The 25,346-nt window shown below is 66.0% G+C and carries 23 protein-coding genes, 1 tRNA gene and 2 pseudogenes; 19 read left to right on the forward strand and 7 right to left on the reverse strand.

Annotated features, from left to right (window positions below; all coding sequences use genetic code 11):
• Window positions 1–148 precede the first annotated feature (148 nt).
• The 3 genes from clpB to R0D99_RS08455 all read left to right on the forward strand — a co-directional run bounded on the left by clpB (window position 149) and on the right by R0D99_RS08455 (window position 4,765).
• Window positions 149–2,749, forward strand: coding sequence for an ATP-dependent chaperone ClpB (clpB, locus tag R0D99_RS08445; RefSeq protein ID WP_317750953.1), 2,601 nt, complete (start codon window positions 149–151; stop codon window positions 2,747–2,749).
• A 133-nt stretch (window positions 2,750–2,882) separates the two neighbouring features.
• Window positions 2,883–3,338, forward strand: a complete 456-nt coding sequence (locus tag R0D99_RS08450; RefSeq protein WP_317750955.1) for a hypothetical protein — start codon at window positions 2,883–2,885, stop codon at window positions 3,336–3,338.
• Window positions 3,338–4,765 carry a coniferyl aldehyde dehydrogenase gene (locus R0D99_RS08455; protein ID WP_317750957.1) on the forward strand — a complete coding sequence of 476 codons (1,428 nt, stop codon included), beginning with the start codon at window positions 3,338–3,340 and terminating at the stop codon, window positions 4,763–4,765. Before R0D99_RS08450 ends, R0D99_RS08455 begins: the two co-directional genes overlap by 1 nt.
• A gap of 130 nt (window positions 4,766–4,895) precedes the next feature.
• Here the strand turns inward: R0D99_RS08455 and R0D99_RS08460 are convergent, their stop codons facing one another.
• The 4 genes and pseudogenes from R0D99_RS08460 to R0D99_RS08475 form a co-directional block, all read right to left on the reverse strand.
• Entirely contained in the window at window positions 4,896–6,227 is a 1,332-nt protein-coding gene (locus R0D99_RS08460; protein WP_317750958.1) for an FAD/NAD(P)-binding oxidoreductase, read from the reverse strand.
• A 19-nt stretch (window positions 6,228–6,246) separates the two neighbouring features.
• A complete protein-coding gene (locus R0D99_RS08465) occupies window positions 6,247–6,546 on the reverse strand; it encodes a c-type cytochrome (RefSeq protein WP_317750959.1) in 300 nt (99 codons plus the stop codon).
• 271 nt (window positions 6,547–6,817) lie between these two features.
• Complete coding sequence (locus R0D99_RS08470; RefSeq protein ID WP_317751046.1) at window positions 6,818–6,928, reverse strand: helix-turn-helix domain-containing protein; 111 nt, start codon at window positions 6,926–6,928, stop codon at window positions 6,818–6,820.
• Between the two features lie 70 nt (window positions 6,929–6,998).
• Window positions 6,999–7,625: pseudogene (locus R0D99_RS08475) on the reverse strand (AraC family ligand binding domain-containing protein); the annotation flags it as partial.
• 167 nt (window positions 7,626–7,792) lie between these two features.
• Between R0D99_RS08475 and R0D99_RS08480 the strand changes: the two are divergent.
• The 3 genes and pseudogenes from R0D99_RS08480 (at window position 7,793) to R0D99_RS08490 (ending at window position 10,952) form a co-directional block, all read left to right on the forward strand.
• Entirely contained in the window at window positions 7,793–9,031 is a 1,239-nt protein-coding gene (locus R0D99_RS08480) for an MFS transporter (protein ID WP_317750960.1), read from the forward strand.
• Window positions 9,032–9,264: 233 nt separating this feature from the next.
• Window positions 9,265–9,561 (forward strand): annotated as a pseudogene (locus tag R0D99_RS17235) (thiamine pyrophosphate-binding protein); the annotation flags it as partial.
• Window positions 9,562–9,848: 287 nt separating this feature from the next.
• On the forward strand, window positions 9,849–10,952 hold the full coding sequence (locus tag R0D99_RS08490; RefSeq protein ID WP_317750961.1) for a thiamine pyrophosphate-dependent enzyme: 1,104 nt from the start codon (window positions 9,849–9,851) through the stop codon (window positions 10,950–10,952).
• 122 nt (window positions 10,953–11,074) lie between these two features.
• Here R0D99_RS08490 and R0D99_RS08495 read toward each other — a convergent pair whose 3' ends face one another.
• Window positions 11,075–11,482 carry an SWIB/MDM2 domain-containing protein gene (locus tag R0D99_RS08495; RefSeq protein WP_317750962.1) on the reverse strand — a complete coding sequence of 136 codons (408 nt, stop codon included), beginning with the start codon at window positions 11,480–11,482 and terminating at the stop codon, window positions 11,075–11,077.
• A gap of 326 nt (window positions 11,483–11,808) precedes the next feature.
• Window positions 11,809–12,705 carry a DMT family transporter gene (locus tag R0D99_RS08500; RefSeq protein WP_317751047.1) on the reverse strand — a complete coding sequence of 299 codons (897 nt, stop codon included), beginning with the start codon at window positions 12,703–12,705 and terminating at the stop codon, window positions 11,809–11,811.
• A 247-nt stretch (window positions 12,706–12,952) separates the two neighbouring features.
• On the opposite strand from R0D99_RS08500, the gene R0D99_RS08505 reads away from it, so the two are divergent.
• From R0D99_RS08505 to R0D99_RS08515, 3 genes are all read left to right on the forward strand, one after another.
• Complete coding sequence (locus tag R0D99_RS08505; RefSeq protein ID WP_317750963.1) at window positions 12,953–13,390, forward strand: gamma-glutamylcyclotransferase family protein; 438 nt, start codon at window positions 12,953–12,955, stop codon at window positions 13,388–13,390.
• 290 nt (window positions 13,391–13,680) lie between these two features.
• Complete coding sequence (gene aceA / locus R0D99_RS08510; RefSeq protein ID WP_317750964.1) at window positions 13,681–15,009, forward strand: isocitrate lyase; 1,329 nt, start codon at window positions 13,681–13,683, stop codon at window positions 15,007–15,009.
• 169 nt (window positions 15,010–15,178) lie between these two features.
• The gene (locus tag R0D99_RS08515; protein ID WP_317750965.1) at window positions 15,179–15,493 is read left to right on the forward strand and encodes a YdhR family protein; all 315 of its coding nucleotides are present in this window, start codon (window positions 15,179–15,181) and stop codon (window positions 15,491–15,493) included.
• A 63-nt stretch (window positions 15,494–15,556) separates the two neighbouring features.
• On the opposite strand, the gene R0D99_RS08520 is transcribed toward R0D99_RS08515, so the two are convergent.
• Window positions 15,557–15,805, reverse strand: a complete 249-nt coding sequence (locus R0D99_RS08520; RefSeq protein ID WP_317750966.1) for a hypothetical protein — start codon at window positions 15,803–15,805, stop codon at window positions 15,557–15,559.
• 535 nt (window positions 15,806–16,340) lie between these two features.
• Here R0D99_RS08520 and thrS point away from each other — a divergent pair.
• From thrS to R0D99_RS17330, 10 genes are all read left to right on the forward strand, one after another.
• Window positions 16,341–18,248 (forward strand): threonine--tRNA ligase, encoded by a 1,908-nt coding sequence (thrS, locus tag R0D99_RS08525; RefSeq protein WP_317750967.1) that lies wholly within the window; start codon window positions 16,341–16,343, stop codon window positions 18,246–18,248.
• A 153-nt stretch (window positions 18,249–18,401) separates the two neighbouring features.
• Window positions 18,402–18,938 (forward strand): translation initiation factor IF-3, encoded by a 537-nt coding sequence (gene infC, locus R0D99_RS08530; protein WP_317750968.1) that lies wholly within the window; start codon window positions 18,402–18,404, stop codon window positions 18,936–18,938.
• A gap of 145 nt (window positions 18,939–19,083) precedes the next feature.
• A complete protein-coding gene (rpmI, locus tag R0D99_RS08535; RefSeq protein ID WP_317751048.1) occupies window positions 19,084–19,287 on the forward strand; it encodes a 50S ribosomal protein L35 in 204 nt (67 codons plus the stop codon).
• 26 nt (window positions 19,288–19,313) lie between these two features.
• Window positions 19,314–19,670, forward strand: a complete 357-nt coding sequence (gene rplT / locus R0D99_RS08540; RefSeq protein ID WP_317750969.1) for a 50S ribosomal protein L20 — start codon at window positions 19,314–19,316, stop codon at window positions 19,668–19,670.
• 118 nt (window positions 19,671–19,788) lie between these two features.
• Entirely contained in the window at window positions 19,789–20,862 is a 1,074-nt protein-coding gene (gene pheS / locus R0D99_RS08545) for a phenylalanine--tRNA ligase subunit alpha (RefSeq protein ID WP_317750970.1), read from the forward strand.
• Between the two features lie 42 nt (window positions 20,863–20,904).
• Window positions 20,905–23,340 carry a phenylalanine--tRNA ligase subunit beta gene (gene pheT / locus R0D99_RS08550; protein WP_317750971.1) on the forward strand — a complete coding sequence of 812 codons (2,436 nt, stop codon included), beginning with the start codon at window positions 20,905–20,907 and terminating at the stop codon, window positions 23,338–23,340.
• A 23-nt stretch (window positions 23,341–23,363) separates the two neighbouring features.
• Window positions 23,364–23,723, forward strand: coding sequence for an integration host factor subunit alpha (locus R0D99_RS08555; protein WP_317750972.1), 360 nt, complete (start codon window positions 23,364–23,366; stop codon window positions 23,721–23,723).
• Window positions 23,724–23,819: 96 nt separating this feature from the next.
• Complete coding sequence (locus R0D99_RS08560; protein ID WP_317750973.1) at window positions 23,820–24,290, forward strand: MerR family transcriptional regulator; 471 nt, start codon at window positions 23,820–23,822, stop codon at window positions 24,288–24,290.
• Between the two features lie 12 nt (window positions 24,291–24,302).
• A tRNA-Pro gene (locus R0D99_RS08565) sits at window positions 24,303–24,379 on the forward strand.
• Window positions 24,380–24,725: 346 nt separating this feature from the next.
• On the forward strand, window positions 24,726–25,223 hold the full coding sequence (locus tag R0D99_RS17330; RefSeq protein WP_416365995.1) for a helix-turn-helix transcriptional regulator: 498 nt from the start codon (window positions 24,726–24,728) through the stop codon (window positions 25,221–25,223).
• Window positions 25,224–25,346: the final 123 nt, after the last annotated feature.

Here is a 25,346-nt window from a genome sequence, read left to right on the forward strand (position 1 = left end):
GATAGCTGCCGGCGCCCGCTCCCCATGCGGTAAAGGCGATTTATGATGGCGGGACAGCGAGCGCGCGGCGTGACCGGGGCCTGTCCAGAAAACCCTTGATTCCTTGTGGAAACCCCCCATCTGAAGTGGCAATTCGGAGGTTTTTTTCATGCGTCTCGACAAACTCACCACCAAGTTCCAGGAAGCGCTGGGCGATGCGCAATCGCTCGCGCTGGGCAACGACAACGCCTACATCGAACCCGTCCACCTGCTGGCCGCCATGCTGCGCCAGGCCGAGGGGCCCAAGTCGCTGCTGCAGCGCGCCGGCGTCGACACCGCTCGGCTGGCGCAGGAGGCCGAAGCGGCCGTCAAGCGCCTGCCCAGCGTGACGGGGCAGGACCAGGTCACCCTCGGCCCCGACCTGACCCGCCTGCTGCAGGCGACCGAAAAAGAAGCCATCAAGCGCGGCGACCAGTTCATCGCCGCCGAGCTGTTTTTGCTGGCGCTGGCCGACGCCAAGGGCGAGGCCGGGCGTATTGCCAAGGAAGCCGGCCTGCAGCGCAACGCGCTCGAAGCCGCCATTGACGCCGTACGAGGAGGGCAAACCATGGATTCCGCCGAAGGTGAAAGCCAGCGCGAGGCGCTGAAGAAATACACGCTCGACCTGACCGAGCGCGCCCGCATGGGCAAGCTCGACCCGGTGATCGGTCGCGACGACGAGATCCGCCGCGCCATCCAGGTGCTGCAGCGCCGCAGCAAGAACAACCCGGTGCTGATCGGCGAGCCGGGCGTGGGCAAGACCGCCATCGTCGAAGGCCTGGCGCAGCGCATCGTGGCCGGAGAAGTGCCCGACACGCTGAAAGACAAGACCGTGCTGGTGCTGGACATGGCGGGCCTGCTGGCCGGTGCCAAGTACCGCGGCGAATTTGAAGAGCGCCTGAAGGCTGTGCTGAAGGAAGTGGCGCACGAAGAAGGCCGCATCATCCTGTTCATCGACGAGATTCACACCATGGTCGGCGCTGGCAAGGCCGAAGGCGCCATGGACGCGGGCAACATGCTCAAGCCCGCGCTGTCGCGCGGCGAGCTGCACTGCATCGGCGCGACCACGCTGGACGAATACCGCAAGTACATCGAGAAGGACGCGGCGCTGGAGCGGCGCTTTCAGAAAGTGCTGGTCGGCGAGCCGAGCGTGGAAGACACCATCGCCATCCTGCGCGGCCTGCAGGAGAAGTACGAGGTGCACCACGGCGTGGACATTACCGATCCCGCTATCGTTGCCGCAGCAGAGCTGTCGGCCCGCTACATCACCGACCGCTTTTTGCCCGACAAGGCGATTGATTTGATCGACGAAGCGGCGGCCAAGATCAAGATCGAGATTGATTCGAAACCCGAGGTGATGGACAAGCTGGATCGCCGCATGATCCAGCTCAAGATCGAGCGCGAGGCGGTCAAGCGCGAGAAGGACGAAGCCTCGCAAAAGCGCCTGGCGCTGATCGAGGAAGACCTGACCAAGCTCGAGAAGGAATACGCCGACCTGGACGAGATCTGGAAGGCCGAAAAAGCCAACGCGCAGGGCAGCGAGCAACTGCGCAAGGACATTGACCAGATCAAGTTCCAGATGCAGGAAGCCACCCGCAAGGGCGACTTCAACAAGGTGGCGGAGCTGCAATACGGCAAGCTGCCCACACTCGAAAAGCAGCTGAAGGAAGCGCAGGCCAGCGAAGGCAAGCGCGAGCAGGCCGCGCCGCAACTGTTGCGCACGCAGGTCGGCGCCGAGGAGATTGCCGAAGTCGTCAGCCGCGCCACGGGCATCCCCGTCAGCAAGATGATGGAAGGCGAGCGCGAGAAGCTGCTGAAGATGGAAGACGCCCTGCACCAGCGCGTGGTGGGGCAGAACGAGGCCATCGACGCTGTGGCGAACGCCATCCGGCGCTCGCGCTCAGGCCTGTCCGACCCCAACCGGCCGCTGGGCAGCTTTTTGTTCCTTGGCCCCACGGGCGTCGGCAAGACCGAGCTGACCAAGGCGCTGGCGAGCTTCCTGTTCGACAGCGAAGAGCACCTGATCCGCATCGACATGAGCGAGTTCATGGAAAAGCACAGCGTGGCCCGTCTGATCGGCGCGCCGCCCGGCTACGTGGGCTACGACGAAGGCGGCTACCTGACCGAAGCCGTGCGCCGCAAGCCCTACAGCGTGATCCTGTTCGACGAGATCGAGAAGGCGCACCCCGACGTCTTTAACGTGCTGCTGCAGGTGCTGGACGATGGCCGGCTGACCGATGGCCAGGGCCGCACCGTGGACTTCAAGAATACCGTCATCATCATGACCAGCAACATCGGCTCGCCCATGATCCAGAGCATGGCGGGGCAGCCGTACGAGGAGGTGAAGGACGCGGTGTTTGGCGAACTGAAGAACCACTTCCGCCCCGAATTTCTCAACCGTATCGACGAGATCGTGGTGTTCCACGGCCTGGACGCGAGCCAGATCGGCGCCATCGCCAAGATCCAGCTCAAGACGCTGGCCGACCGGCTGGAGAAGATGGAGCTGCACCTGAAGGTGTCCGACCAGGCGTTGGCCGAGCTGTCCAAGGTCGGCTTCGACCCCGTGTTCGGCGCGCGGCCGCTCAAGCGCGCCATTCAGCAGCGCATCGAGAACCCGCTGTCCAAGCTGCTGCTGGAAGGCAGGTTTCCGCCCAAGTCGGAAATCGACGTCGGCGTTGATCCGATCCATGCGCCGGGGGTCTTCAACTTCGTGGCGAAGAACGCGGACTGAGCGGACTGACGGTTTGCCGGCCGAAAAAGGCGACGGCTGCGCCACAGGCGCACCGTCGCTTTTTTGTCGTACGCAAGTTTTACTCGAATACACTTTGTGACGGTTTCGCCACCCTAAAAAAGAAAGCCGTCTCATGAGACTCCAAGCCCTTTTTCTGACCTTTGCCATGCTGCTGGCCGCGCTGCTGGCGGGCTGTGCCACCACGCGGACCGAATACCGCCCGCCCGCGGACCCGCAGGGGCGCATGTGCATCACCAACTGTTCCGGCATCAAGCAGAGCTGCGAGATGTCGCAGCAGATGATCCGGCAGCAGTGCGAGCACGATTTTCAGCGTCGCGAGGCCGCGTTCCGGCGCTGCGAAGCGGAGTACCGCAGCACGCCCACGTCCGTGTGTACGCAGTGGACATCCAGGACCGTGACGGTGAATGGCCGTACCGAAACCAGGCAGGAATGCATGGTCACGTCGTATAAGAGCAATCCCTGCCAGCGTCCGAACACCACCTGCAACAGCGGCAGCAGCTGCGACCGCAACTACGACCAGTGCTTCGTGGGCTGTGGCGGCCAGATCGTTGAAGTGCCCCTCGATTGATGAGCCTCATGCACCAGCCGCTGACACCGTTGTTCGAGAGCCAGCGCATCGCGTCGCGCGCGGCGGCCGACGTGCCTTTGGCGGTGCGGCGCGACCGCCTGGGCCGCGTCAGCGAGCTGGTGCAGACGCACGCCGATGCGCTGTGCGATGCGGTCAACGCCGATTTCAGCCTGCGCGGCCCGCGCCTGACTGAAATCGCCGACCTGTTTCTGCTGCGCGCGATGCTGGGCGATCTTCGTCGCAACCTGGCGCGCTGGTCACGGTCGCGCCGCGTGCACACCCCTGTGTACCTGCTGCCCGGCGCCGGCCATGTGCAGCGCCAGCCGCTGGGGGTGGTGGGCATCATCGGGCCGTGGAACTATCCGCTGCAGTTGACGCTGGGCCCGGCGGCGGCCGCGCTGGCGGCGGGCAACCGCGTGATGCTGAAGCCGAGCGAAACCACGGCGCGCACGTCGGCGCTGCTGGCAGAGCTGGTGGCAAAGCATTTTTCGCCGGACGAATTTGCAGTGGTGCAGGGCGACGCGGACGTCGCCGCCGAATTCGCAGCGCTGCCTTTCGACCACCTGTTCTTCACCGGTTCGACCGCCGTGGGGCGCAAGGTGGCCGAGGCCGCGGCGCGCAACCTGACGCCTACCACGCTGGAGCTGGGCGGCAAGTCGCCTTGCATCGTCGACGCCTCTTGCCAGGATCTGCAGCAGGCGGCGCTGAAGATCGCGCACGGCAAGCTGCTGAACGGCGGGCAGACCTGCATTGCGCCCGACTACGTGCTGCTGCCGCGCGGCCGCGAAGCCGAATTCACGGCCGCCTACCGGCAGGCCGTGGCGCAGTTGTTCCCGTCCATCGAAGGCAACCCGGACTACGCCGCCATCATCACCCAGCGCCATCGCGACCGCCTGCTGTCGCTGCTGGACGAAGCGCGTGCCGCCGGCGCGCAGGTCGAGGACGTGGGGCCGCCGCCTGCCACGGGCGGTGGTGGCACCACGGCTCGGCAGTTGCGGCCCATGCTCGTCTTTGGCGCACCCGCTTCGACGCGGCTGATGCAGGAAGAAATCTTCGGCCCCATCCTGCCGGTGCTGCCGTGCGACCGGCCCGAGGACGCCATCGCCCACATCCACGGCGCGGCGCGCCCGCTGGCGCTGTACTGGTTCGGCACCGACACGGCCGCGCGCGACCGGGTGCTGCACGGCACCGTGAGCGGCGGCGTGACGGTGAACGACACGCTGATGCACATCGCCCACGACGGCCTGCCTTTTGGCGGCGTGGGCGCCAGCGGCTGGGGCGCGTACCACGGCGAAACGGGGTTTCTGCGCTTCACGCACCAGAAGGCGGTGTTCGTGCAATCGCGCTGGGCGGCGGGATCGCTGCTGTACCCGCCCTATGGCCCGCGCTTTGACCGTGTGATGGCGCTGATTCGGCGGCTGCTGTAGCTCATGTTTTGATAGCTGCTCGCGCTTGTCTGGCGAGCGCTGGAGGCGGATTTTTCTTCAAGCCCTGGTGCGGAGGCGGCGCATCCGCCGCCCCGCAGTCCGCCCGCTTTCGGCGACCCGGTGCGCAGGTTCAGGCAAAGCTGTCGGCCATCAAGGCGTTGAACCAGGTGTTCATGTCCTTGAAGTCGTCCGCGCTCCAGCCGGCCGAAGCGCCCGTGGCCGCCGGCACGGACGCCATGGCGCGGGCCGCGGCGTCGTACTGGAACACGGCGTGCAGCCACGACGCCTGCGACATGGTGATGGTGGAGTAGCACGACGAGTTGGTCACCGGCGCCGGGTCGGGCTGGCCGCCGCTCAGCAGGCGGGCGATGGCGTCGGCGCACACCTTGGCTTCCTGGTTGGCGATGTGGCCCGCCTTGGGCTGCGTGGTGGCGCTGGCGTCGCCAATGATGTGCACCTTGCCTGCGCCGGCCACGGTGCTGGCGTAGCTCAGCACATCGACGGCGCCGAAGCGGCCCTCGGTGGCGTTGGCCAGGCCGGCGGTGGCCAGCAGCGCGCCGGCGCGCTGGCGCGGGATGAGGTTGATGACGTCGCCGTGAAACGTGCCGCCAGCCGTGACCAGATTCATGCCCGCCGCATCGGCCTGCAGCACCTCGGCGTTGTTGTGGTACTCGATCACCCCGCCGTGCAGGCCCAGGAAGGCGTTCATGAAGTTGTCGCGCTCGGCCACGATATCGGGGTTGGCGTCCAGCACGATCAGCTTGCTGCGCGGCTTGTTCACGCGCAGCCAGTCGGCCAGCAGGCAGGCGCGTTCGTACGGGCCGGGCGGGCAGCGGTAGGGCGTCTTGGGAATGGTCAGGATGGCCGTGCCGCCCGCCGGCATGGCCTTGAGCTGGTCGGCCAGCAGCGTGGTCTGCGCGCCGGCTTTCCAGGCGTGCGGCATGCGGTTGAAGTCGGCCAGGCCCGGCGGCAGGTCAAAGTCGATGCCGGGCGCCAGCACGATGCGGTCGGCCACCAGCGTCTGCCCGCCGGCCAGCGTCACCTTCACGCCCACCGGGTCGATGGCCAGCACGTCGCCCAGCACCACGTTCACGCCGTAGTTGGCCTTGAGCTTGTCGTAGCCGTAGGCCAGGCTGCCGATGCTGCGCTGGCCCGTCAGCACCAGGCTGCTGAGGATGTTGGAGGTGTAGCTGGCGCTGCGCTCGACCAGCGTCACGTCGATGCCGTCGCCCCACAGGCGCAGGTACTTGGCCACGGTGGCGCCGGCCATGCCGCCGCCGACGACGATGACGCGCGACCTGGCGAACGGCGTGGGCGCCGGCACGGGTGGCGTGGGCGTGGGGTCTGGGGTGGGTGCGGGTGTCGGCGTGGTGCTGTCGCTGCCACCGCCACACGCCGCCAGCAGGGTGCCGCTGGCCATCGCGCTCAACGAGGCGCGGCGCAGGAATTGTCGTCTGTCCATGGTGGTCTCTCCCTCGTGCTCAGCGTTGGCTGGCCAGCCAGGCGGCCAGCGCCTGCAGCTGCGCGTCGGTGTAGCCCATGGCGTGCTTGGCCATGATGCTGTTGCCTTCCTTGCCGGCCTGGAATTTCTTCATCTCGTTGTAAATCTCGCTGGCCGATCCGCCCGCGAGGCGCTCGAATCCTGGCCCCTTGCCGTCGGTGCCGTGGCATTGAAAGCAGTTGGAGGCCAGCAGCCGTCCAGGTTGTCCGACCTTGGCGGCTTGCGACCATGCCGTGGTGGCCGCGCCCAGCATCAGCAGCGCGATGCCCATTTTTCTCATAGGGTGCTCCTCGTTGGTGCGGGCGCCGGTGGCACCCGCGCCTGCACTGTGAACGCTCAGCCTGAAGCCAGCATTAAGGCGACGCTGAATGAGTCGCCGCGGAGGCTGGCGCTGTGGTTTGGGATGGGCTGCAAGGCGCAAACCGCAGCCATAGCGTGGGCCATGGCGAGGATTTGCAACGCTGCAGACCGCCCAAATCCACAGATGCCAGCGCCGCGAGGGGCTTGTTCAGCGTTGCCTTAAGGCCGCCTGAACGCCGCCCGCGCGTGCATCACGCCGTGCGGGCGCGAAAGCTGCTGGGTGACTGGCCGAGCGCGGCGCGGAACATGGCGCTGAAGGCGCTTTCGCTGGCGTAGCCGCAGGCGGCGGCCACCTGGCCCACGGGGGGTGCCGCGCGCCAGCAGCGGCAGCGCGTGGGCCAGCACCGCCTGCTGGCGCCATTGCTGGTAGCTGGTGCCCAGCTCGTCGCGGAACAGCCGCGCGGCGGTGCGTTCGCTGGCGCCCACGTGGCGCGCCCAGTCGGCCAGCGTGGCGCGTTCGGCCGGCGCGGCGATGACGCCCTGGCACAGCGCGCGCAGCCGCTTGTCGCCGCCGTCGGCGCGCGGCAGCGGCACGCCCAGCGTCTGCACTTGCGCACTGGCGATTTCGTGCAGGGCCAGATCGGCCAGCCGCCGTTCGCGCTCACCCGGCTCGGCATGCTCCAGCGCCAGCAGCAATTCGCGCAGCAGGGGCGATACCGCCATGGCGCGGCTGCGCTGCCAGCCGGCGGGCACCACGCTGGCGTCCATGTAGAGCGTGTGCAGCTCGGCCAGCTCCAGCACCGTCACGCTGTGCAGCGCACCGGGGGCGATCCACACGGCGCGCGAGGGCGGCACGCGGTAGGTCACTTCGTGGCCCTGCGGCGCGTCCTGCACGTTGACCTGGATCACGCCGCTGGCGCAGTAGGCGACCTGCGCCCAGGCGTGGCGGTGCCGCTCGAAATGCGCGTCGGGCTGCATGGCGCGGGCTTCCTTGCCGCGCAAGGGGCGCTCGGGCGTGGGGCGATAGCGTCCCTGGTCGCCCGACATCCAGGCCGGCATGGTGCGCGGCGGGCGAGGGCGGGGCGGTGCGTGCGGGCGCGGGTCGGACACGGCGGTTTTGGCTTGAATTCGACGATGTTTGTCGATCAATCGATTTTCAGCAAGTGTAGCCCTGGCCCGACTCGCCCAACAATCGGGCGCATCGCCTTTCGCATTTGCTGCCCGTCATGAACACCGCCGCCGCGCGCGCCACGCCAGCCGTTCCCGCCCCAGCGCCTGAAGTGCCGCTGTCGCAGGACGCCCGGATCATCGGCCTGGTGGGCCTGGCGCACGCCAGTTCGCACTTTTCGCACCTGCTGCTGCCGCCGCTGTTTCCGATCTTCGCCAAGGAGTTCGGGCTGTCGTTCTCGCAGCTGGGCTTTCTGATGACGATGTTCTTCATCATCTCGGGTACGGGGCAGGCGCTGTCGGGTTTCGTGGTCGACAAGGTGGGGGCGAGGCCGGTGCTGTTCGGCTCCTTCGTGTGCTTCATCTGCGCCTGCCTGTCGGGCTATTTCGCGCACAGTTACGCCGGGCTGATGCTGGTGGCGGTGTTTGCGGGGCTGGGCAACGCGCCGTTTCATCCCGTGGACTTTTCCATCCTCAACCAGCGCGTGTCGACGCGCCGGCTCGGCTACGCCTTCAGCGCGCACGGGCTGAGCGGCAACCTGGGCTGGGCGCTGACGCCGGTGTTCCTGTTGTTCTTCACCGCGTCGCACGGCTGGCGCGCCGGCTACCTGGCGGCGGCGGCGCTGTACGCGGGCATCCTGGCGGTGCTGGTGTTGAACCGCAGTGCGCTGCGCACCGAGGTCGTGCACCACGCGGCCGATGCGGCGCAGGGCAGCGGCACGGCCTTCCTGAAGCTGCCGGTGGTGTGGTGGTGCTTCTCGTTCTTCCTGCTGTCGACCATGACGCTGGCGGTGGTGCAGAACTTCGCCTCGCCCATCATGCAGGCCATGCACGGCGTCAGCTTCGAGGCGGCGACGACCATGATCACCGCCTACATGCTGTGCGGCGCTTTAGGCATGTTCATCGGCGGCTTCGTGGCCGCGCGCATGCCGCGCCAGAGCGACCGCGTGGTAGCCTGGGCCATGGGCATCGGCGCGGTGCTGATCGTGCTGGCGGCCACCGGCTGGCTGGGCGGGTTCGGTTCGATGGCAATGCTGGCGGCCACCGGCTTCGCGGTCGGCATCGGCGGCCCGAGCCGCGACATGATGATCAAGAAGGCCACGCCCAAGAGCGCCACCGGGCGCGTCTACGGCACCGTGTATTCGGGGCTGGACATGGGCTTTGCATTGGCGCCGCTGATCTACGGCCTGTTCATGGACCGCGGCCTGTACGCCGCCACGCTGATGCTGGCGGCGGTGTTCCTGACGCTGTCGGTGGTGGCGGCGCTGGGGGTGGGCAAGCGCACGGCCGCCTCTTGAAGATGCTCTGAAAAAAAGAGCTGCTCGCGCCGGCGCCACGGCGATGGGCGGTAGATTTGATTCGATTGCCTCTTGGGGCGGCCAAGGGCACGAAACGAACGGCGCGGCGCAGGCCATGTGAGCGATCGCCGCGGAAGGGCTTGGCCCGCCCGCTGGCGGTGTCCCCCCCCCTCGCGCGGCAGAGGGGGGAAGCGGCGTCAGCCGCTCAGGGGGGGTAGTCATAATCCCCCCGCATGACCCAACGCATTGCCGGCCATCTTCTCGTTGAATGCCTTCTGGCCCAGGGCGTCACCCATGCGTTCGGCGTGCCGGGCGAAAGCTATCTGGCCGCGCTGGACGGCTTTTATCAGCACCGCGACGAGATCGAATTCGTGATCTGCCGGCAGGAGGGCGGCGCCGCCTTCATGGCCGAGGCGCATGGCAAGCTGACGCGGCGGCCGGGCGTGTGCTTCGTCACCCGCGGGCCGGGGGCGACCAACGCCAGCATCGGCGTGCACACGGCATCGCAGGATTCGACGCCCATGGTGCTGTTTGTGGGCGACGTGGCCAGCGACCAGCGCGACCGCGAGGCCTTCCAGGAAGTGGACTACGGCGCCTTCTTCGGCGCCTTCGGCATGGCCAAATTGGTCGAACGCATCGACAGCGCCGAGCGCCTGCCTGAATACGTCGCGCGCGCTTTCGCCACCGCCATGAACGGCCGTCCCGGCCCCGTGGTGCTGGCGCTGCCCGAAGACATGCTGACGCAGCCCGTGCCCGACAGCCTGCGCGCCACGCCGCGCTGGGACCCCCCCCCGCGTATCAGCCCGACGCGCAGGGCATGCAGCGGCTGCGCCAGATGCTGTCGGAGGCGAAGCAGCCCCTCGTCATCGTCGGCGGTGGCGGCTGGACGCCCGAGGCCGCGCGCGACCTGGCGGCCTTTGCCGAAGCCTGGCACCTGCCGGTCGGCAACGCCATGCGTTTTCAGGACACCTTCGACAACCACCACCCGCTGTACGCGGGCGACGTCGGCATCGCCATCAACCCCCGGCTGGGCCAGCGCATCAAGGATGCCGACCTGATCCTGGCCATCGGTCCGCGCCTGGGCGAAATGACCACCAGCGGCTACACGCTGCTGAAGGTGCCGCGCCCGGCGCAGAAGCTGGTGCACGTGCACACCAGCGCCGAAGAGCTGGGCCGCGTCTACCAGCCCGACCTGGCCCTGTGCGCCAGCCTGCCGGCCGTGGCCGCCGGGCTGGCCGGCCTGCAGCCGCCGGCCGAGCAGCCGTGGCGCGGCTGGACCGAGGCCGTGCACATGGACCACGTCGCCAACATGAAGCCGCAGCCGCTGCCCGGGCCGGTCGACATGCACGCCATCGTCTGCACGCTGCAGAAGCTGCTGCCCGCCGACGCCGCCATCACCAACGGCGCCGGCAACTTCGCCAGCTGGACGCACCGCTACTTCCACTTCCACGGGATCGCCAAGGGCCACAAGACACAGCTGGCCCCCACCAGCGGCGCCATGGGCTACGGGGTGCCGGCGGGTATCGCGTGCGCCATCACCACCGGGCGCACGGTGGTCACCATCGCGGGCGACGGCGACTTCATGATGAACGGGCAGGAACTGGCCACCGCGCGCCAGTACGGCGCCAGGACCATCGTCGTGCTGCTCAACAACGGCGTGTACGGCACCATCCGCATGCACCAGGCGCGCGACTACCCGCACCGGCAGGAAGGGACCGAACTGGTCAACCCCGACTTCGTGAAGCTGGCCGAAAGCTATGGCTACGCGGGCGTGCGCGTCGAGCGCACCGAGCAGTTCGAGCCGGCACTGCGCGACGCGCTGGCGCGAGCCGAGGGCACGTTGATCGAGGTGATGCTGAGCGAGCAGGTCATCACCACCCGCATGACGCTGGACGCGATCGAGAACAAGGGCGCTGCCTGATCGGTGAAGCTGCGGTTTTGATAGCTGCCGGCGCTGATACATAAAGCGCTGGCAGCCTTTCAGGCAACAAAAAAGCCGGCTCATCGAGCCGGCTTTTGCGTGCGATGGCGCTCAGCGCGCGATCACGACAGGTGGTTGTTGATGAGCTTGGTCATCTCGAACATGGTGACCTGCGCCTTGCCGAAGATGGGCTTGAGCTTGGCGTCGGCGTTGATGTTGCGCTTGTTCACTGCGTCCTGCAGCTTGTTGGCCTTGATGTATTCCCACACCTTCTTGGTCACTTCGGTGCGCGGCAGCGGCTTGCTGCCCACCACGGCGGCCAGGGCGGCGCTGGGGGTCATGGCCTTCATGAAGGCGGCGCTGGGGGTGCGCTTCTTGGCCGGGGCGGCCTTCTTGGCGGGCGCAGCCTTCTTTGCCGGAGCGGCTTTCTTGGCCGGTGCGGCCTTCTTCGCGGGCGCAGCCTTCTTGGCCGGGGCGGCCTTCTTCGCCGGGGCGGCCTTCTTGGCCGGAGCTTTCTTTGCAGTTGCCATGATGCTGTTCCTCTTTGCTGGAAAAGTCGTCTTGTGATGCCAACTTCGCTTCAGCATCCGTTGGCTGACGGTGATGCTACTGGATAAGTAGCACGCTTCCAAGGGGGAACCACGGTTTTTCCCTCTGCAATGTTGCTTTTTTTGCAGTGCGCCGTGCGCCTGGACACGGCGATGGCGCGCCGGTGGTGCGCAGCAGGCGCCGCGGGCACTTCAGGGGCGACTTCAAGCCAGTGCTGCAAGCTGCCGTCGCGCTTCGATTTCTGCGTGGCTGTGCGTGCCGTTGGGCCACTCCAGCACTGCGCTGGCCACGCGCACGGCACGTCGGCCTATCCATCGCCCCGGTCGCGCGCAGTGCGGCTGGGCGCCGTGGCCAGCAGCACGCCGGTCAAGGCCACGCCGTAGGCCAGCATCTGCAGGCCGCTCAGGCGCTCTCCCAGGACGCCGACGCCAACGGCGGCCGCGCTGACGGGCAGCAGCACCGTGAACACACCGGCCTGCGCGGCAGGCACGCTTTTCAGGCCGGTCATCCACAGCCACACCGTCCACATGCAGGCCGCCAGGGCGTAGAAGACCAGCAGCACCCACGTGGCCACCGGCACGGCACCGAAGTCGAAGCGCCAGGCCAGCCACAACCCGAACGGTGTGGTCAGGATCAGCCCCCACAGGTTGATCAGCGCACTGATGCGGCGCGGCGACAAGCTGACCGTGAGCGCCTTGCCGATCACGGCATAGCTGGCCTCGCACAGCACCGCGCCGATCAGCAACAGGTTGCCCAGCCACGCCAGGGTTGTGGTGTTTTGGGGCGCACCCGCGCTCGGGTCCAGCGCTGGCAGCTCCTGTTTCGATAGCGCCACCAAGGCGATGCCGACCACCGCGCAGGCCACGCCCGCCCACACGCGCGGCGCCACGCGCTCGCGCAGGAACAGCCAGCTCAGCACCGCCACCGCCGCCGGTATCGCCGCCATGATGACGCCGGCCGATACCGCGTTGGTCAGCTTCACGCCGCTGATCATGCACAGCGTGAACAGGAAGTTGCCAAGAAACGATTCAAGGAACAGCAGCCGCCGCGTCCGGGGCGACATGGGCGGTTCGCCGGGCGGCTTCTTCAGCCAGTGCGCCATGGCCAAGCCGCCGATGCCGAAGCGCAGCCACGCCAGCAGCAGCACCGGAAACACGGCCGCCAGCGGCTTGGACAAGGCCACATAGCTGCCCACCAGGCTCATCGACAGCGCCAGGCAGGCATAGGCCAGCGGGCGGGGCAGGGCGGGGGCAGACGTCACGGCGAGCGGGCGGCAGGGCGATGCGGGACTATAGGCGACGGCCAGCCGGCGCCAATGGGCTGGCCATGCCAAGGCAACGCCCCGCGCAGCACTTGCATGTGGGTTCGGTGCGATCTGTGACTGCACACCGTGCGCGACAACGGCACCGCATCGCTGCGGCGCATGGCCGGCGTCGCCGTAAGCTCGGCGCATGACGAACGCACCGCCCTTCGAATCGTTTGCCCAGCGCTCGCAGCCGGTGACGCATGTGTTCGTCTACGGCACCTTGCGGCGCGGCGGGGCCAACGACATCACGCGGCTGGCGCCTGCGCCGGTGTTCGTCGGGACCGCGCACGTGGCGGGCACGCTGTACGACTTGGGTGCCTATCGGGGTGTGGTGTTGGGCGGCGCGGGGCGCGTGCATGGCGAGGTCTACGCCATCGTGCCCGCGCTGGAGCGGCGACTGGATGAGATCGAAGGGCTGTACCCCGCGCAGGGCGACGAGTACTTCAAGCGCGTGGTGGATGTGACCGTGCAGCGGGCGGAGGGCGGCGCGGTCGATCTGCGCTGCATCGTGTACGAATACAACCCTCGCTACCTGCGCGGGGCGGCGGTGCTCATCGGCGGTGACTGGCTCGCCGCTGCTTGATTTTGCATTGTGAGATCGCACAAGCGCATCATAAAAAGCCAGTTTGTTGCAGCGCCGCAAAATTTCTTGATATGAAAAAATGGATTCCGCATGGAGGAAACTGCTGCGCAAGCCATTGATTTTCAATGAAATAAATTTTGTCTTGTATAAGACATAAGAATGGTTTTGGGTCTTATACAAGAGTATGATCGCCTTCAACGGCAACCCGCCAGTGCAGCGCTCCCGCGTTGCGCCACAGGTGCCGGATCGGTTCCTCACAGTTCTCTTTTCTCTTCAACCGGAGCTTTCACATGCCCAACACCACCGCCCAACTCAGCCGCGAACAGCAGATCGCCGCCCTCGAAAAAGACTGGGCCACCAACCCGCGCTGGAAAGGCATCAAGCGCGGCTACAGCGCCGCCGACGTGGTGCGCCTGCGCGGCAGCCTGCCGATCGAGTACACGCTGGCCAAGCGCGGCGCTGAAAAGCTGTGGGGCCTGATCAACGGCGAGGCCAAGAAGGGCTACGTCAACGCCTTCGGCGCCATCACCGCCGGCCAGGCCATGCAGCAGGCCAAGGCGGGCCTTGAGGCCGTGTACCTGAGCGGCTGGCAAGTCGCCGCCGACGGCAACACCAGCGAAACCATGTACCCCGACCAGTCGCTGTATGCGTATGACTCGGTGCCGACCATGGTGCGCCGCATCAACAACACCTTCAAGCGCGCCGACGAGATTCAGTGGAGCCGCGGCATCGGCCCTGGCGACAAGGATTTTGTCGACTACTTCCTGCCCATCGTGGCCGACGCGGAAGCCGGTTTTGGCGGCGTGCTGAACGCCTTCGAGCTGATGAAGAACATGATCGCCGCCGGCGCCGCCGGCGTGCACTTTGAAGACCAGCTGGCCGCCGTCAAGAAGTGCGGCCACATGGGCGGCAAGGTGCTGGTGCCCACACAGGAAGCCTGCGAGAAGCTCATTTCTGCCCGCTTCGCCGCCGACGTCATGGGCGTGCCCACCATCGTGCTGGCCCGCACCGACGCCGAGGCCGCCAACCTGATCACCAGCGACCACGACGCGAACGACAAGCCCTTCCTGACCGGCGAGCGCACGCAGGAAGGCTTCTACCGCGTCAAGAACGGCCTCGAGCAGGCCATCAGCCGTGGCGTGGCCTACGCGCCCTACGCCGACCTGGTGTGGTGCGAAACCGGCACGCCCGACCTGGGCTTCGCCCGCGAATTCGCCCAGGCCGTGCACGCCAAGTCGCCCGGCAAGCTGCTGTCGTACAACTGCTCGCCCAGCTTCAACTGGAAGAAGAACCTGGACGACGCCACCATCGCCAAGTTCCAGGACGAGCTGTCCGCACTGGGCTACAAGTACCAGTTCATCACGCTGGCCGGCATCCACGTCAACTGGTACCGCACGTTCGAATTCGCCAAGGCCTACGCCGGCGGCGAGGGCATGAAGCACTACGTCAACATGGTGCAAGAGCCCGAGTTCAAGGCGCGCGAGCAGGGCTACACCTTCGTGTCGCACCAGCAGGAAGTGGGCGCGGGTTACTTCGACGACGTGACCACCGTCATCCAGGGCGGCTCGTCCAGCGTCAAGGCGCTGACCGGCTCGACCGAGGAAGAGCAGTTCCATTGATCCATAGCGAGGGTTGACCGCGCGCCAGCGGTCATCGAGGAGACAGAGCCACGGCCTTGCGCCGTGGCTTTTTTGTTGGATGGCTCGCGCCTGCGCGTGAGCTGGGCGATGGGCGCGGCCGGGGCGCCGCGTTCACAATGGCACGCACCGCCGCCCGAAGGAGTCAACCATGATCACCGCACTGGTGCAGTTCACCCTGCCCGAACCCATGACCGTCGAACAGGCGCGCGACGTGTTCAACAGCACGGCGCCCCGCTACCTGGGCATGACCGGGCTGGTGCGCAAGCACTACCTGCTGTCGGAAGATGGCCGGACGGCCGGCGGCGTTTACCTGTGGCAAAGCCGCGCCGACGCCGAACGGGTGTACGACGACGCGTGGCGCGGCTTCATCCGCCAGAAGTACGGGTGCGACCCGCAGCTGACGTACTTCGAGACACCGGTGATGGTGGACAACGTCGCCGGGCGCATCGACGGCGATGCCTGAACCCGGGATGCTATTAGCTTGATAGCTGCCAGCGCTCGTCAGACAAGCGCTGACAGCCGATTTTTATCGGTGCCAGCCGCCACCATGCAGCTGCCAGCCACCGCGCGGGCCCTGCGACCAGCGCGGATTCTGGTAGTGATAGCCGGGGCGCGGGCGCTCGTAGCGGCCGGGCGTCCACACGTGGCGGCCGCCGCTCCAGTTCCAGTAGCCGTTGATCCAGATCGCGCCGGGGTAGGGCAGGGCAGGCTGCACTTCGTAATAGGGGGGCGGGCGGCGCGACCGGCGCGTACACGGTTTGCGTCGGGCCGCCATAGGGGTCGTTGTAGACGGTGCCCGGCACCGGTGCCACCACGCAACCGGCCAGCAGGGCGGCCGCGGCGACCGATGCCAGCAGAGCCGGACGAGCGACGGAAGATGAAAGCAGTTTCATGGGGTGCGTCCTGTGACATGCGAGCGAACACCGCCCGCCTTTCCGTCCCAAAACGGTCGGCTGGGGCGGTGGGCTGACGCCAGGGGCGCGCCTTCACCCAGCTTTACACGCAGTTCACACGGTGGCCGCGGCCGATGCCGCACCGCGCACGGCGACAAGTGGGCTAAAATCCCACTTGTTGCGCCGCAGCACGCGAGCGCCGGTCAACCACCTCACACAAGAGCGAGAAAGGCATCTTCGGTTATGACACCGCGAACTACTCCCTTCGCCAGGAACGGGTTGTCAGGCCGATGACGGTGTAGCCATTGCGCGCAGCGCGCGATGTGCCAGCAAAACATACCGAAAGCGCGGCCCCACCCGCGCTTTTTTGTTGCCCGCTTTTTTTGACATACACACGCGATTTCCAGAGGTTCTCACATGGTTCAAATCACGCTTCCCGATGGCGCGCAGCGCGAATTTCCCGGCCCGGTGACGGTGGCCGAAGTGGCGCAGTCCATCGGCACGGGCCTGGCCAAGGCAGCGCTGGGCGGCAAGGTGGACGGCAAGCTGGTCGACACCAGCTTCGTCATCGACCACGACGCGCCGCTGTCCATCGTCACCGCCAAGGACGCCGACGGGCTGGAGATGATCCGCCACTCGACGGCGCACCTGCTGGCCTATGCGGTGAAAGAGCTGTTTCCCGATGCGCAGGTCACCATTGGCCCGGTGATCGAGAACGGCTTTTATTACGACTTCAGCTACAAGCGCCCCTTCACGCCCGACGACCTGGCCGCCATCGAGAAGAAGATGGAAGAACTGGCCGCCAAGGATGAGCCCGTGGTGCGCCGCGTGCTGCCGCGCGACGCGGCGGTCGAATACTTCAAGGGCCTGGGCGAAGCCTACAAGGCCGAACTGATTGCCAGCATCCCCAGCAACGAAGACGTGTCGCTGTACCGCGAAGGCGCCTTCGAGGACCTGTGCCGCGGCCCGCACGTGCCCAGCACGGGCAAGCTCAAGCACTTCAAGCTGATGAAGGTGGCGGGGGCCTACTGGCGCGGCGACCATCGCAACGAGATGCTGCAGCGCATCTACGGCACGGCCTGGGCCAGCAAGGAAGACCTGAAGCAGTACCTGACGATGCTGGAAGAGGCCGAAAAGCGCGACCACCGCAAGCTGGGGCGCGAGCTGGACCTGTTCCACATCGACGAGCATTCGCCCGGCACCGTGTTCTGGCACCCCAAGGGCTGGACGCTGTGGCAGGAAGTCGAACAGTACATGCGCCGCGTGTACCGCGACAACGGCTACCAGGAAGTGAAGGGCCCGCAGATCCTGGACAAGGCGCTGTGGGAAAAGACCGGCCACTGGGACAAGTACCGCGACAACATGTTCACCACCGAGTCGGAAAAGCGCGACTACGCGCTGAAGCCGATGAACTGCCCCGGTCACATCCTGATCTTCAAGCAGGGCGTGAAAAGCTACCGCGACCTGCCGCTGCGCTACGGCGAATTCGGCGCCTGCCACCGCAACGAACCCACGGGCGGCCTGCACGGCATCATGCGTGTGCGCGCCTTCACGCAGGACGACGGGCACATCTTCTGCACGGAGGATCAGATCCTGCCCGAATGCACGGCCTACACGGCGCTGCTGCAAAAGGTCTACAAGGACTTCGGCTTCACCGATATCATCTACAAGGTCGCCACGCGGCCCGAGCAGCGCATCGGCAGCGATGAAAGCTGGGACAAGGCCGAGCACGCGCTGATGGAAAGCCTGCGCGCTTCAGGCTGCGAATTCGAGATTGCCCCCGGCGACGGCGCCTTCTATGGCCCCAAGATCGAATACACGCTGAAGGACGCCATCGGCCGCCAATGGCAATGCGGCACCATGCAGGTCGATTTCTCGATGGCCGAGCGGCTGGACGCCGAATACGTGGGCGAGGACGGTGCGCGGCACCGCCCGGTCATGCTGCACCGCGCCATCGTCGGCAGCCTGGAGCGTTTCATCGGCATCCTGATCGAGCAGTTCTCTGGCGCGCTGCCGGTCTGGCTGTCGCCGGTGCAGGTGGTGGTGACCGGCATCACCGACGCGCAGGCCGATTACGTGCAAAACGTGGCTAAAACGCTGCGAAATCAAGGGCTTAGGGTGGAAACTGACCTGCGCAACGAGAAGATTACCTATAAAATACGCGAGCATTCGTTGCAAAAGCTGCCTTACATCCTGGTCATCGGCGACAAGGAAAAGGAAGCCGGCGCCGTCGCAGTGCGCGCCCGGGGCAATCAAGACCTCGGTGTGATGTCCCTCGATGCGTTTGCCAAACGCATCGCCCAGGACGTCGCTTCCAAAGCCTGATTTTTTAAGAAAACCAGCTCTGGCCCGCGTGGATTGTGCGGCTGTAGCTACTTGTTTCGTAGCATTTTTAGTTAGAGGATTTTTGCCATCGCTACCAATTTTCGTGACCGCCGCCACCGGGAAGAGCGCGCGCATCGTCTGAATCGAGAAATCATGGCGCCCGAAGTGCGCCTGAACGGCCCCGAGAACGAACCCCTGGGAATCGTCCCGCTGCAGGAAGCCCTGCGCATGGCGGGCGAACTGGACGTGGACCTGGTGGAAATTGCCGCCACGGCCAACCCGCCGGTCTGTCGCCTGATGGACTACGGCAAGTTCAAGTACCAGGAACAGAAGAAGGCCGCCGAGGCCAAGGCCAAGCAGACGGTCATCGAAATCAAGGAAGTCAAGTTCCGCCCTGGTACCGATGACGGTGACTACAACATCAAGATGCGCAATATCCGGCGCTTCCTGGCCGATGGCGACAAGGTGAAGGTCACGCTGCGCTTTCGCGGCCGCGAGATCACGCACCAGGAACTGGGTCTGGCTCTGCTCAACCGCATTCGCGACGAACTGGCCGACAGCATCATCGTCGAGCAGTTTCCCAAGCTGGAAGGCCGCCAGATGATCATGATGATCGCCCCGGCGCGCAAGAAGGTGGCGGCCGGTGCGGCCAAGCCGGCCAGCGAGCAGCAGCCGGCAGCGGCGGCCTGACCGGACAGGCGTTTTTGAAGGATTTGCCGGGGCAACCCGGCGAACGGGCAGGCTGAAAGGCCTGCCGCAACAAGTGGCTCGGGGCCAACAAGGGTGCAAAGCTGTTTTGCGCACGCCTCACGAGCACAATAAAACGGAGCATTCAATGCCCAAGATGAAAAGCAAGAGCAGCGCGAAGAAGCGTTTTCGCGTCCGTCCCGGTGGCACCGTCAAGCGCGGTCAAGCCTTCAAGCGTCACATCCTGACCAAGAAGTCCACCAAGAACAAGCGCCAGCTGCGTGGTGCGGTGAATGTGCATGAGACCAACATGGGTCACATGGCGCAGATGCTGCCCTTTGCCGGCCTTTGATCAACTGACGGAACAGGAGAGAACCTATGCCTCGCGTCAAACGTGGTGTTACCGCCCGTGCTCGTCACAAGAAAATCCTCGCGCTGGCCAAAGGCTACCGCGGTCGTCGCAAGAACGTCTATCGCGTCGCCAAACAGGCGGTGATGAAGGCGGGCCAGTACGCCTACCGTGATCGCCGCACCAAGAAGCGCGTGTTCCGTCGTCTGTGGATCGCGCGTATCAACGCCGCCACGCGTGAACTGGGCCTGACCTACAGCCAGTTCATCAACGGCATGAACAAGGCCGGCATCACGCTGGACCGCAAGGTCCTGGCCGACATCGCCGTGCACGACAAGGCCGCATTTGCCGGCATCGTGGAGCAGGCCAAGGCCAAGCTGGCTTGATTCCGGCACCGCCACGCGCACTCTACTTTCAATAGCTGATCGCGCTGGTGGTTCAAGGGGTTGAGGCCTGATTGGCTTCAATCCCTTTTTCATTTGAGAACCCGTGGGCCCTGCACCGATGATCACCGACTCCCTGGCTTCCACCGATCTGGCCGAACTGGTCCGAAGCGCCGAAGCCGCCTTCGCCCGCACCGACACCCCCGCCGACCTCGAAAACGCCAAGGCGCAGTTCCTGGGCAAGTCCGGCCGCGTGACCGAGCTGATGAAGGGCATGGCGCAGCTGTCCGTGGACGACAAGAAAACCCGCGGCGCCGCCATCAACCAGGCCAAGCAGGCCATCGAAGCCGCCTTGACCGCGCGCCGCCAGGCGCTGGCCGATGCCGAACTGGCGCGCCAGCTGAAGGCGCAGGCGCTCGACGTGACGCTGCCGGGCCGCCAGCGCGGCACAGGCGGGCTGCACCCGGTCAGCCTGGCGTGGGAGCGCATCGAGCAGATCTTCGGCAGCATGGGCTTTGACGTCGGCGATGGCCCCGAGGTCGAAAACGACTGGTTCAACTTCACCGCGCTCAACAACCCGCCCAATCACCCGGCGCGGTCGATGCAGGACACCTTCTACGTCGACATGCAGGGCGAGGACGGCCAGCCCTACTGCCTGCGCACGCACACCAGCCCGATGCAGATCCGCTATGCCACCGCGCACGCGCGCAAGCACGCGGCGGCCCTGGCGGCGGGCGAAATCCCTGAGGTGCGCGTCATTGTGCCCGGCCGCACTTACCGCGTCGACAACGACGCCACCCATTCGCCCATGTTCCACCAGGTCGAAGGCCTGTGGCTGGGCGAGAACGTGAGCTTCAAGGACCTGAAGGTCACGTACCTGAACTTCTGCAAGGCCTTCTTCGAGACGGACGACCTGATCCTGCGCTTTCGGCCCAGCTACTTCCCCTTCACCGAACCCAGCGCCGAAATCGACATCCAGTTCCGGACGGGGCCGCTGGCCGGCAAATGGCTGGAGGTGTCCGGCTCGGGCCAGGTGCACCCGCAGGTGGTGCGCAACATGGGGCTGGACCCGGAGCGCTTCATCGGCTTCGCCTTCGGCTCCGGCATCGACCGGCTCGCCATGCTGCGCTACGGCGTGAACGACCTGCGCCAGTTCTTCGACGGCGACATCCGCTTCCTGAGCCAGTTCCGTTGATGCGCCCGCGTCGCACGGCCCCCGTTTTTCGCTGACACCGCTATGCAGTTTCCTGAATCCTGGTTGCGCGAGTTCTGCAACCCGCCCCTTTCCACGCAACAACTGGCCGACACGCTGACCATGGCCGGGCTGGAGGTGGAGGCCATCCGCCCCGTCGCGCCGCCGTTCACCGGCGTGGTGGTGGGCGAGATCCGAACCGCCGAGCAACACCCCAACGCCGACCGCCTGCGCGTGTGCCAGGTCGACGTGGGGCAGGGCGCGCTGCTGAACATCGTCTGCGGCGCGCCCAATGCGCGCGTCGGCATCAAGGTGCCGTGCGCGCTGGTCGGGGCCGAGCTGCCGCCGGGCGAAGACGGCCAGCCGTTTCGCATCAAGCTGGGCAAGCTGCGCGGCGTTGAAAGCCAGGGCATGCTGTGCTCGGCCCGCGAGCTGCAGTTGTCCGAAGACCACGGCGGCCTGCTCGAATTGCCGGCCGACACGCCCGTCGGCCAGGACATCCGCACCGCGTTGCGGCTGGACGACGCCATCTTCACCCTGAAGCTGACGCCCAACCTGGGTCACGCGCTCAGCGTGTATGGCGTGGCGCGCGAGCTGTCGGCGCTGACCGGCGCGCCGCTCGTCACCCCCGCCATTCCCGCCATCGCCGTGACGACGAACGAGGTGCTGCCGGTCAACATCAGCGCGCCAGACCTGTGCGGGCGCTTTTCCGGACGCGTGATCCGCGACGTCAACACGCAGGCCGCCACCCCGGCGTGGATGGTCGAGCGCCTGGCGCGTTGCGGGCAGCGCAGCGTCACCGCGCTGGTGGACATCTCCAACTACGTGATGTTCGAGTACGGCCGGCCCACGCACATCTTCGACCTGGACAAAATCCACGGCGGCCTGGATGTGCGCTGGGGCAAGCCGGGCGAGCAGCTCAAGCTGCTGAACGGCAACACCGTCGCGCTGGATGAAAGCGTGGGCGTGATTGCCGACGACAAGGAAGTCGAATCGCTCGCCGGCATCATGGGTGGCGACGCCACGGCAGTGTCCGACGACACCCACAACGTCTACGTCGAAGCCGCCTTCTGGTGGCCCGAGGCGGTGGCCGGCCGGTCGCGCCGCTTCAACTTTGCCACCGACGCCGGGCACCGCTTCGAGCGCGGGGTCGACCCGATGCTCACGGCCGCGCACATCGAGCGCATCAGCCAGCTCATCATCGACATCTGCGGCACGCCGCAAACCGCGTGCGGCCCCATCGACGACCAGCAGCCGCGCGTGCCCGCGTCGGCGCCCGTCACCCTGCGGGTGGCGCGCGCGGCCCAGATCATCGGCATGCCCATCACCCAGGCGCAATGCGCCGATGTGTTCCGCCGCCTGGGCCTGCCGTTCACCGAAGGCGAGGGCGTGCTGACGGTGACGCCGCCTGCCTACCGGTTCGACCTGTCGATCGAGGAAGATCTGGTCGAAGAAGTGGCCCGCGTCGTCGGCTACCAGCAATTGCCCGAGGCGCCGCCGCTGGCGCCCATCGTGCCGCGCACGGCGTCGGCCCAGCGGCGCGGCCCGTTTGCGGTTCGCCACGCGCTGGCGCGTCTGGGTTATCTCGAAACCATCAACTTCAGCTTTGTCGACGAAGCATGGGAGCGCGACCTGGCCGGCAACACCGATCCGGTGCGGCTGCTCAACCCGATTGCCAGTCAGATGAGCGTGATGCGCTCGTCCCTTCTGGGTTCTTTGCTACATGTTTTGAAGCACAACATCGACCGCCGTGCCGAGCGCGTGCGCGTGTTTGAAGTCGGCCGCGTGTTCCTGCGCGACGCGTCGGTGGTCACGTCTGAAAGCGACGTGCGCGGCGTGGCGCAGCCCATGCGTGTGGCGGGCGCCGCGTACGGGCCCGACAGCCATCAAAGCTGGCAAGGCAAGCAGGCGGCGGTCGACTTCTTCGACGTCAAGGGCGACGTCGAAGCCCTGCTGGCGCCGCGCCAGCCGTCATTTGAGCGAATTGAGCATCCCGCCCTGCACCCCGGCCGCGCCGCGCGCGTCCTGCTGGACGGTCAGGCCATCGGCGTCGTGGGCGAGTTGCACCCGCGCTGGCGCCAGCAGTGGGAACTGCCGCAGGCCCCCGTGCTGTTCGAACTGGATCTGAACGCGGTGATGCAGCGCGATCTGCCGCATGCGCGCCCCGTGCCGCGCCAGCAGGCGGCCGAGCGCGACATCGCCGTCGTGGTGCCCGAAAGCGTGACGCACGGGCAACTGATGAACTCCGTTCATGCCGCAGCCACCGAGGGCCTGCTGCGCAGCGCCACGCTGTTCGACATTTATCGGCCCCAGGCGGGCAACGAAGCGGCCGCGGGCATGAGCGCGCAGGAAAAGAGCCTGGCCTTGCGCCTGGTGATGGGCAGCGCCCAGGGCACGCTGACGGATGAGCGCATCGACGGCGTCGTCAAGACCGTGATCGACCGCCTGCACCAGGACCTGGGCGCGCGGCTGCGTGGCTGAACCGGGCCACGAAAGGGGAGCAAATGACTCAGCCACCGAATGACGCGCTGGAACTGGCGGTCGACAGCCTGGAAACCTCGGCGCTGACCAAGGCGCAGCTGGCCGAGATGCTGTTCGAGCAGATCGGCCTGAACAAGCGCGAATCCAAGGACATGGTCGACGCCTTCTTCGACCTGATCTCCACGCAACTCATCGCAGGCGACGACGTCAAGCTGTCGGGCTTCGGCAATTTCCAGATGCGCGTGAAAGCGCCTCGGCCGGGCCGCAACCCGCGCACGGGCGAACTCATCCCCATCGCCGCGCGGCGCGTGGTCACCTTTCACGCCAGCCAGAAGCTCAAGGACCAGTTGCAGGAAGACGCCCCCAGCGCGCCCGACCGATAGCCATTCGCGCGCATACCCAAAGCTTGCGCGCGCACGCTGGCGCCCCGCCAAAACTTGCGCTACGCTCAAAGGCTTGCTGCGCCAGTTCTCGTTGTGATGGAGTCCGTTCTTCCCCCCATTCCCGCCAAGCGCTACTTCACCATTGGTGAAGTGGGCGATCTGTGCGGCGTCAAACCGCACGTGCTGCGTTATTGGGAGCAGGAATTCACGCAGCTGCGACCCGTCAAGCGGCGCGGTAACCGGCGCTATTACCAGCACCATGAAGTGCTGATGATTCGCCGCATCCGTGAACTGCTGTACGACCAGGGCTTCACCATCAGCGGCGCACGCACGCGGCTGCAGGAACTGGTGCAGACGGAACGCGCCCGCGCGCGCAGCGTTGAAGTACAGCTGGCGGGCGTGGACGAAATCGATGCCGAAGCCGCGCCCATCAGCGCACTCGACGACAACGGGGTGTTCGACGACACCACGCTCCTGCCCGAACAGCTGCGCGAGGTCGAGCGCGAGCTGAAGGAAATTCGCGAATTGCTGACCCTATCGCCATGGCAGCACGCGCAGCCGCTATAATGGCAGGCTTGTCGGCGTGTAGCGCAGCCTGGTAGCGCACTTGCATGGGGTGCAAGGGGTCGCGAGTTCGAATCCCGCCACGCCGACCAATAAAATCAACGGGTTACAGCAGAAATGCTGTAACCCGTTTCTCGTTTCCGAGCGCTCCAGGCAGATTTGCCCACACTTTTGCCCACACCGGCGTGGAACTGAGTCGATGTTTCGAAGGGCGTCTGCTCAACGCCAAGTAAGCACTCGACTATGTGGGCGAGAAGCAACAGGGTCGTTTTTGGCGAATTTTGGGAATTGGTCTACTTTGCGTCATGTGCTCACGTCGAGCAGCAGACGTTTAAGGAGGTGCCCCCAATGCATTCAATCAGTGCTATTTCCTCTGTGGATATGCCGATGCAGATCCCACCAAGACCGATCATCGTGTTCCTCTCGGCGGAGCAAGCGATGGGCAGTCTCACCATCGGAAGATCCAAGTTCTATGAGTTGATCCGGGACGGGCTGCTACCCCGGGGAGTCAATGTGCTCGGAAGGTCGGTTCGGTGGGTCGAATACGAAATTGAGACTGTCAAACATAGCCTCGCGACTGCGGCTGACCGCAGTGCCATCGAGAGCTTGGTCGCGTGGTTACAGGCCACCCGATGCGCGCCCGTAGCGCCCTCCCGTCAAGTCTGGCTTCAAGGCTCGGCACTTCGTCATGTCGATCAAGAGATAAAGCCTCTCACGTTCCTGACGGAGCGACAGGTTCGTAAGGAACTCTGCGTCGGACGCACGAAGTTGTACGAGGCGATCGAGCAGGGGCTAATCCCCCAGGGGCTGCATTTGATAGGCAGGTCGAAGCGTTGGGTCTCATACGAAATTGAATGGGTGAAACGCCTGCTTGCGATCGAGACCAGTTCGTCAGGACTTCAGATGAGCACACGATGGCTCACCTTGTTTCGATAGGCACGCAGCTTGAGCGTCGCCACTCGACAGGCACGCTCGGCCACGAGGCGGACGAACAAGCAATGGCCGTATCGCCTGCTCGCATCTCCAGAGCCATCCCCTCAAAAGGTTTGCATGTCTGAC

This window comes from Ottowia sp. SB7-C50 (genome assembly GCF_033110285.1).
Classification (GTDB): Bacteria; Pseudomonadota; Gammaproteobacteria; order Burkholderiales; family Burkholderiaceae_C; genus Ottowia.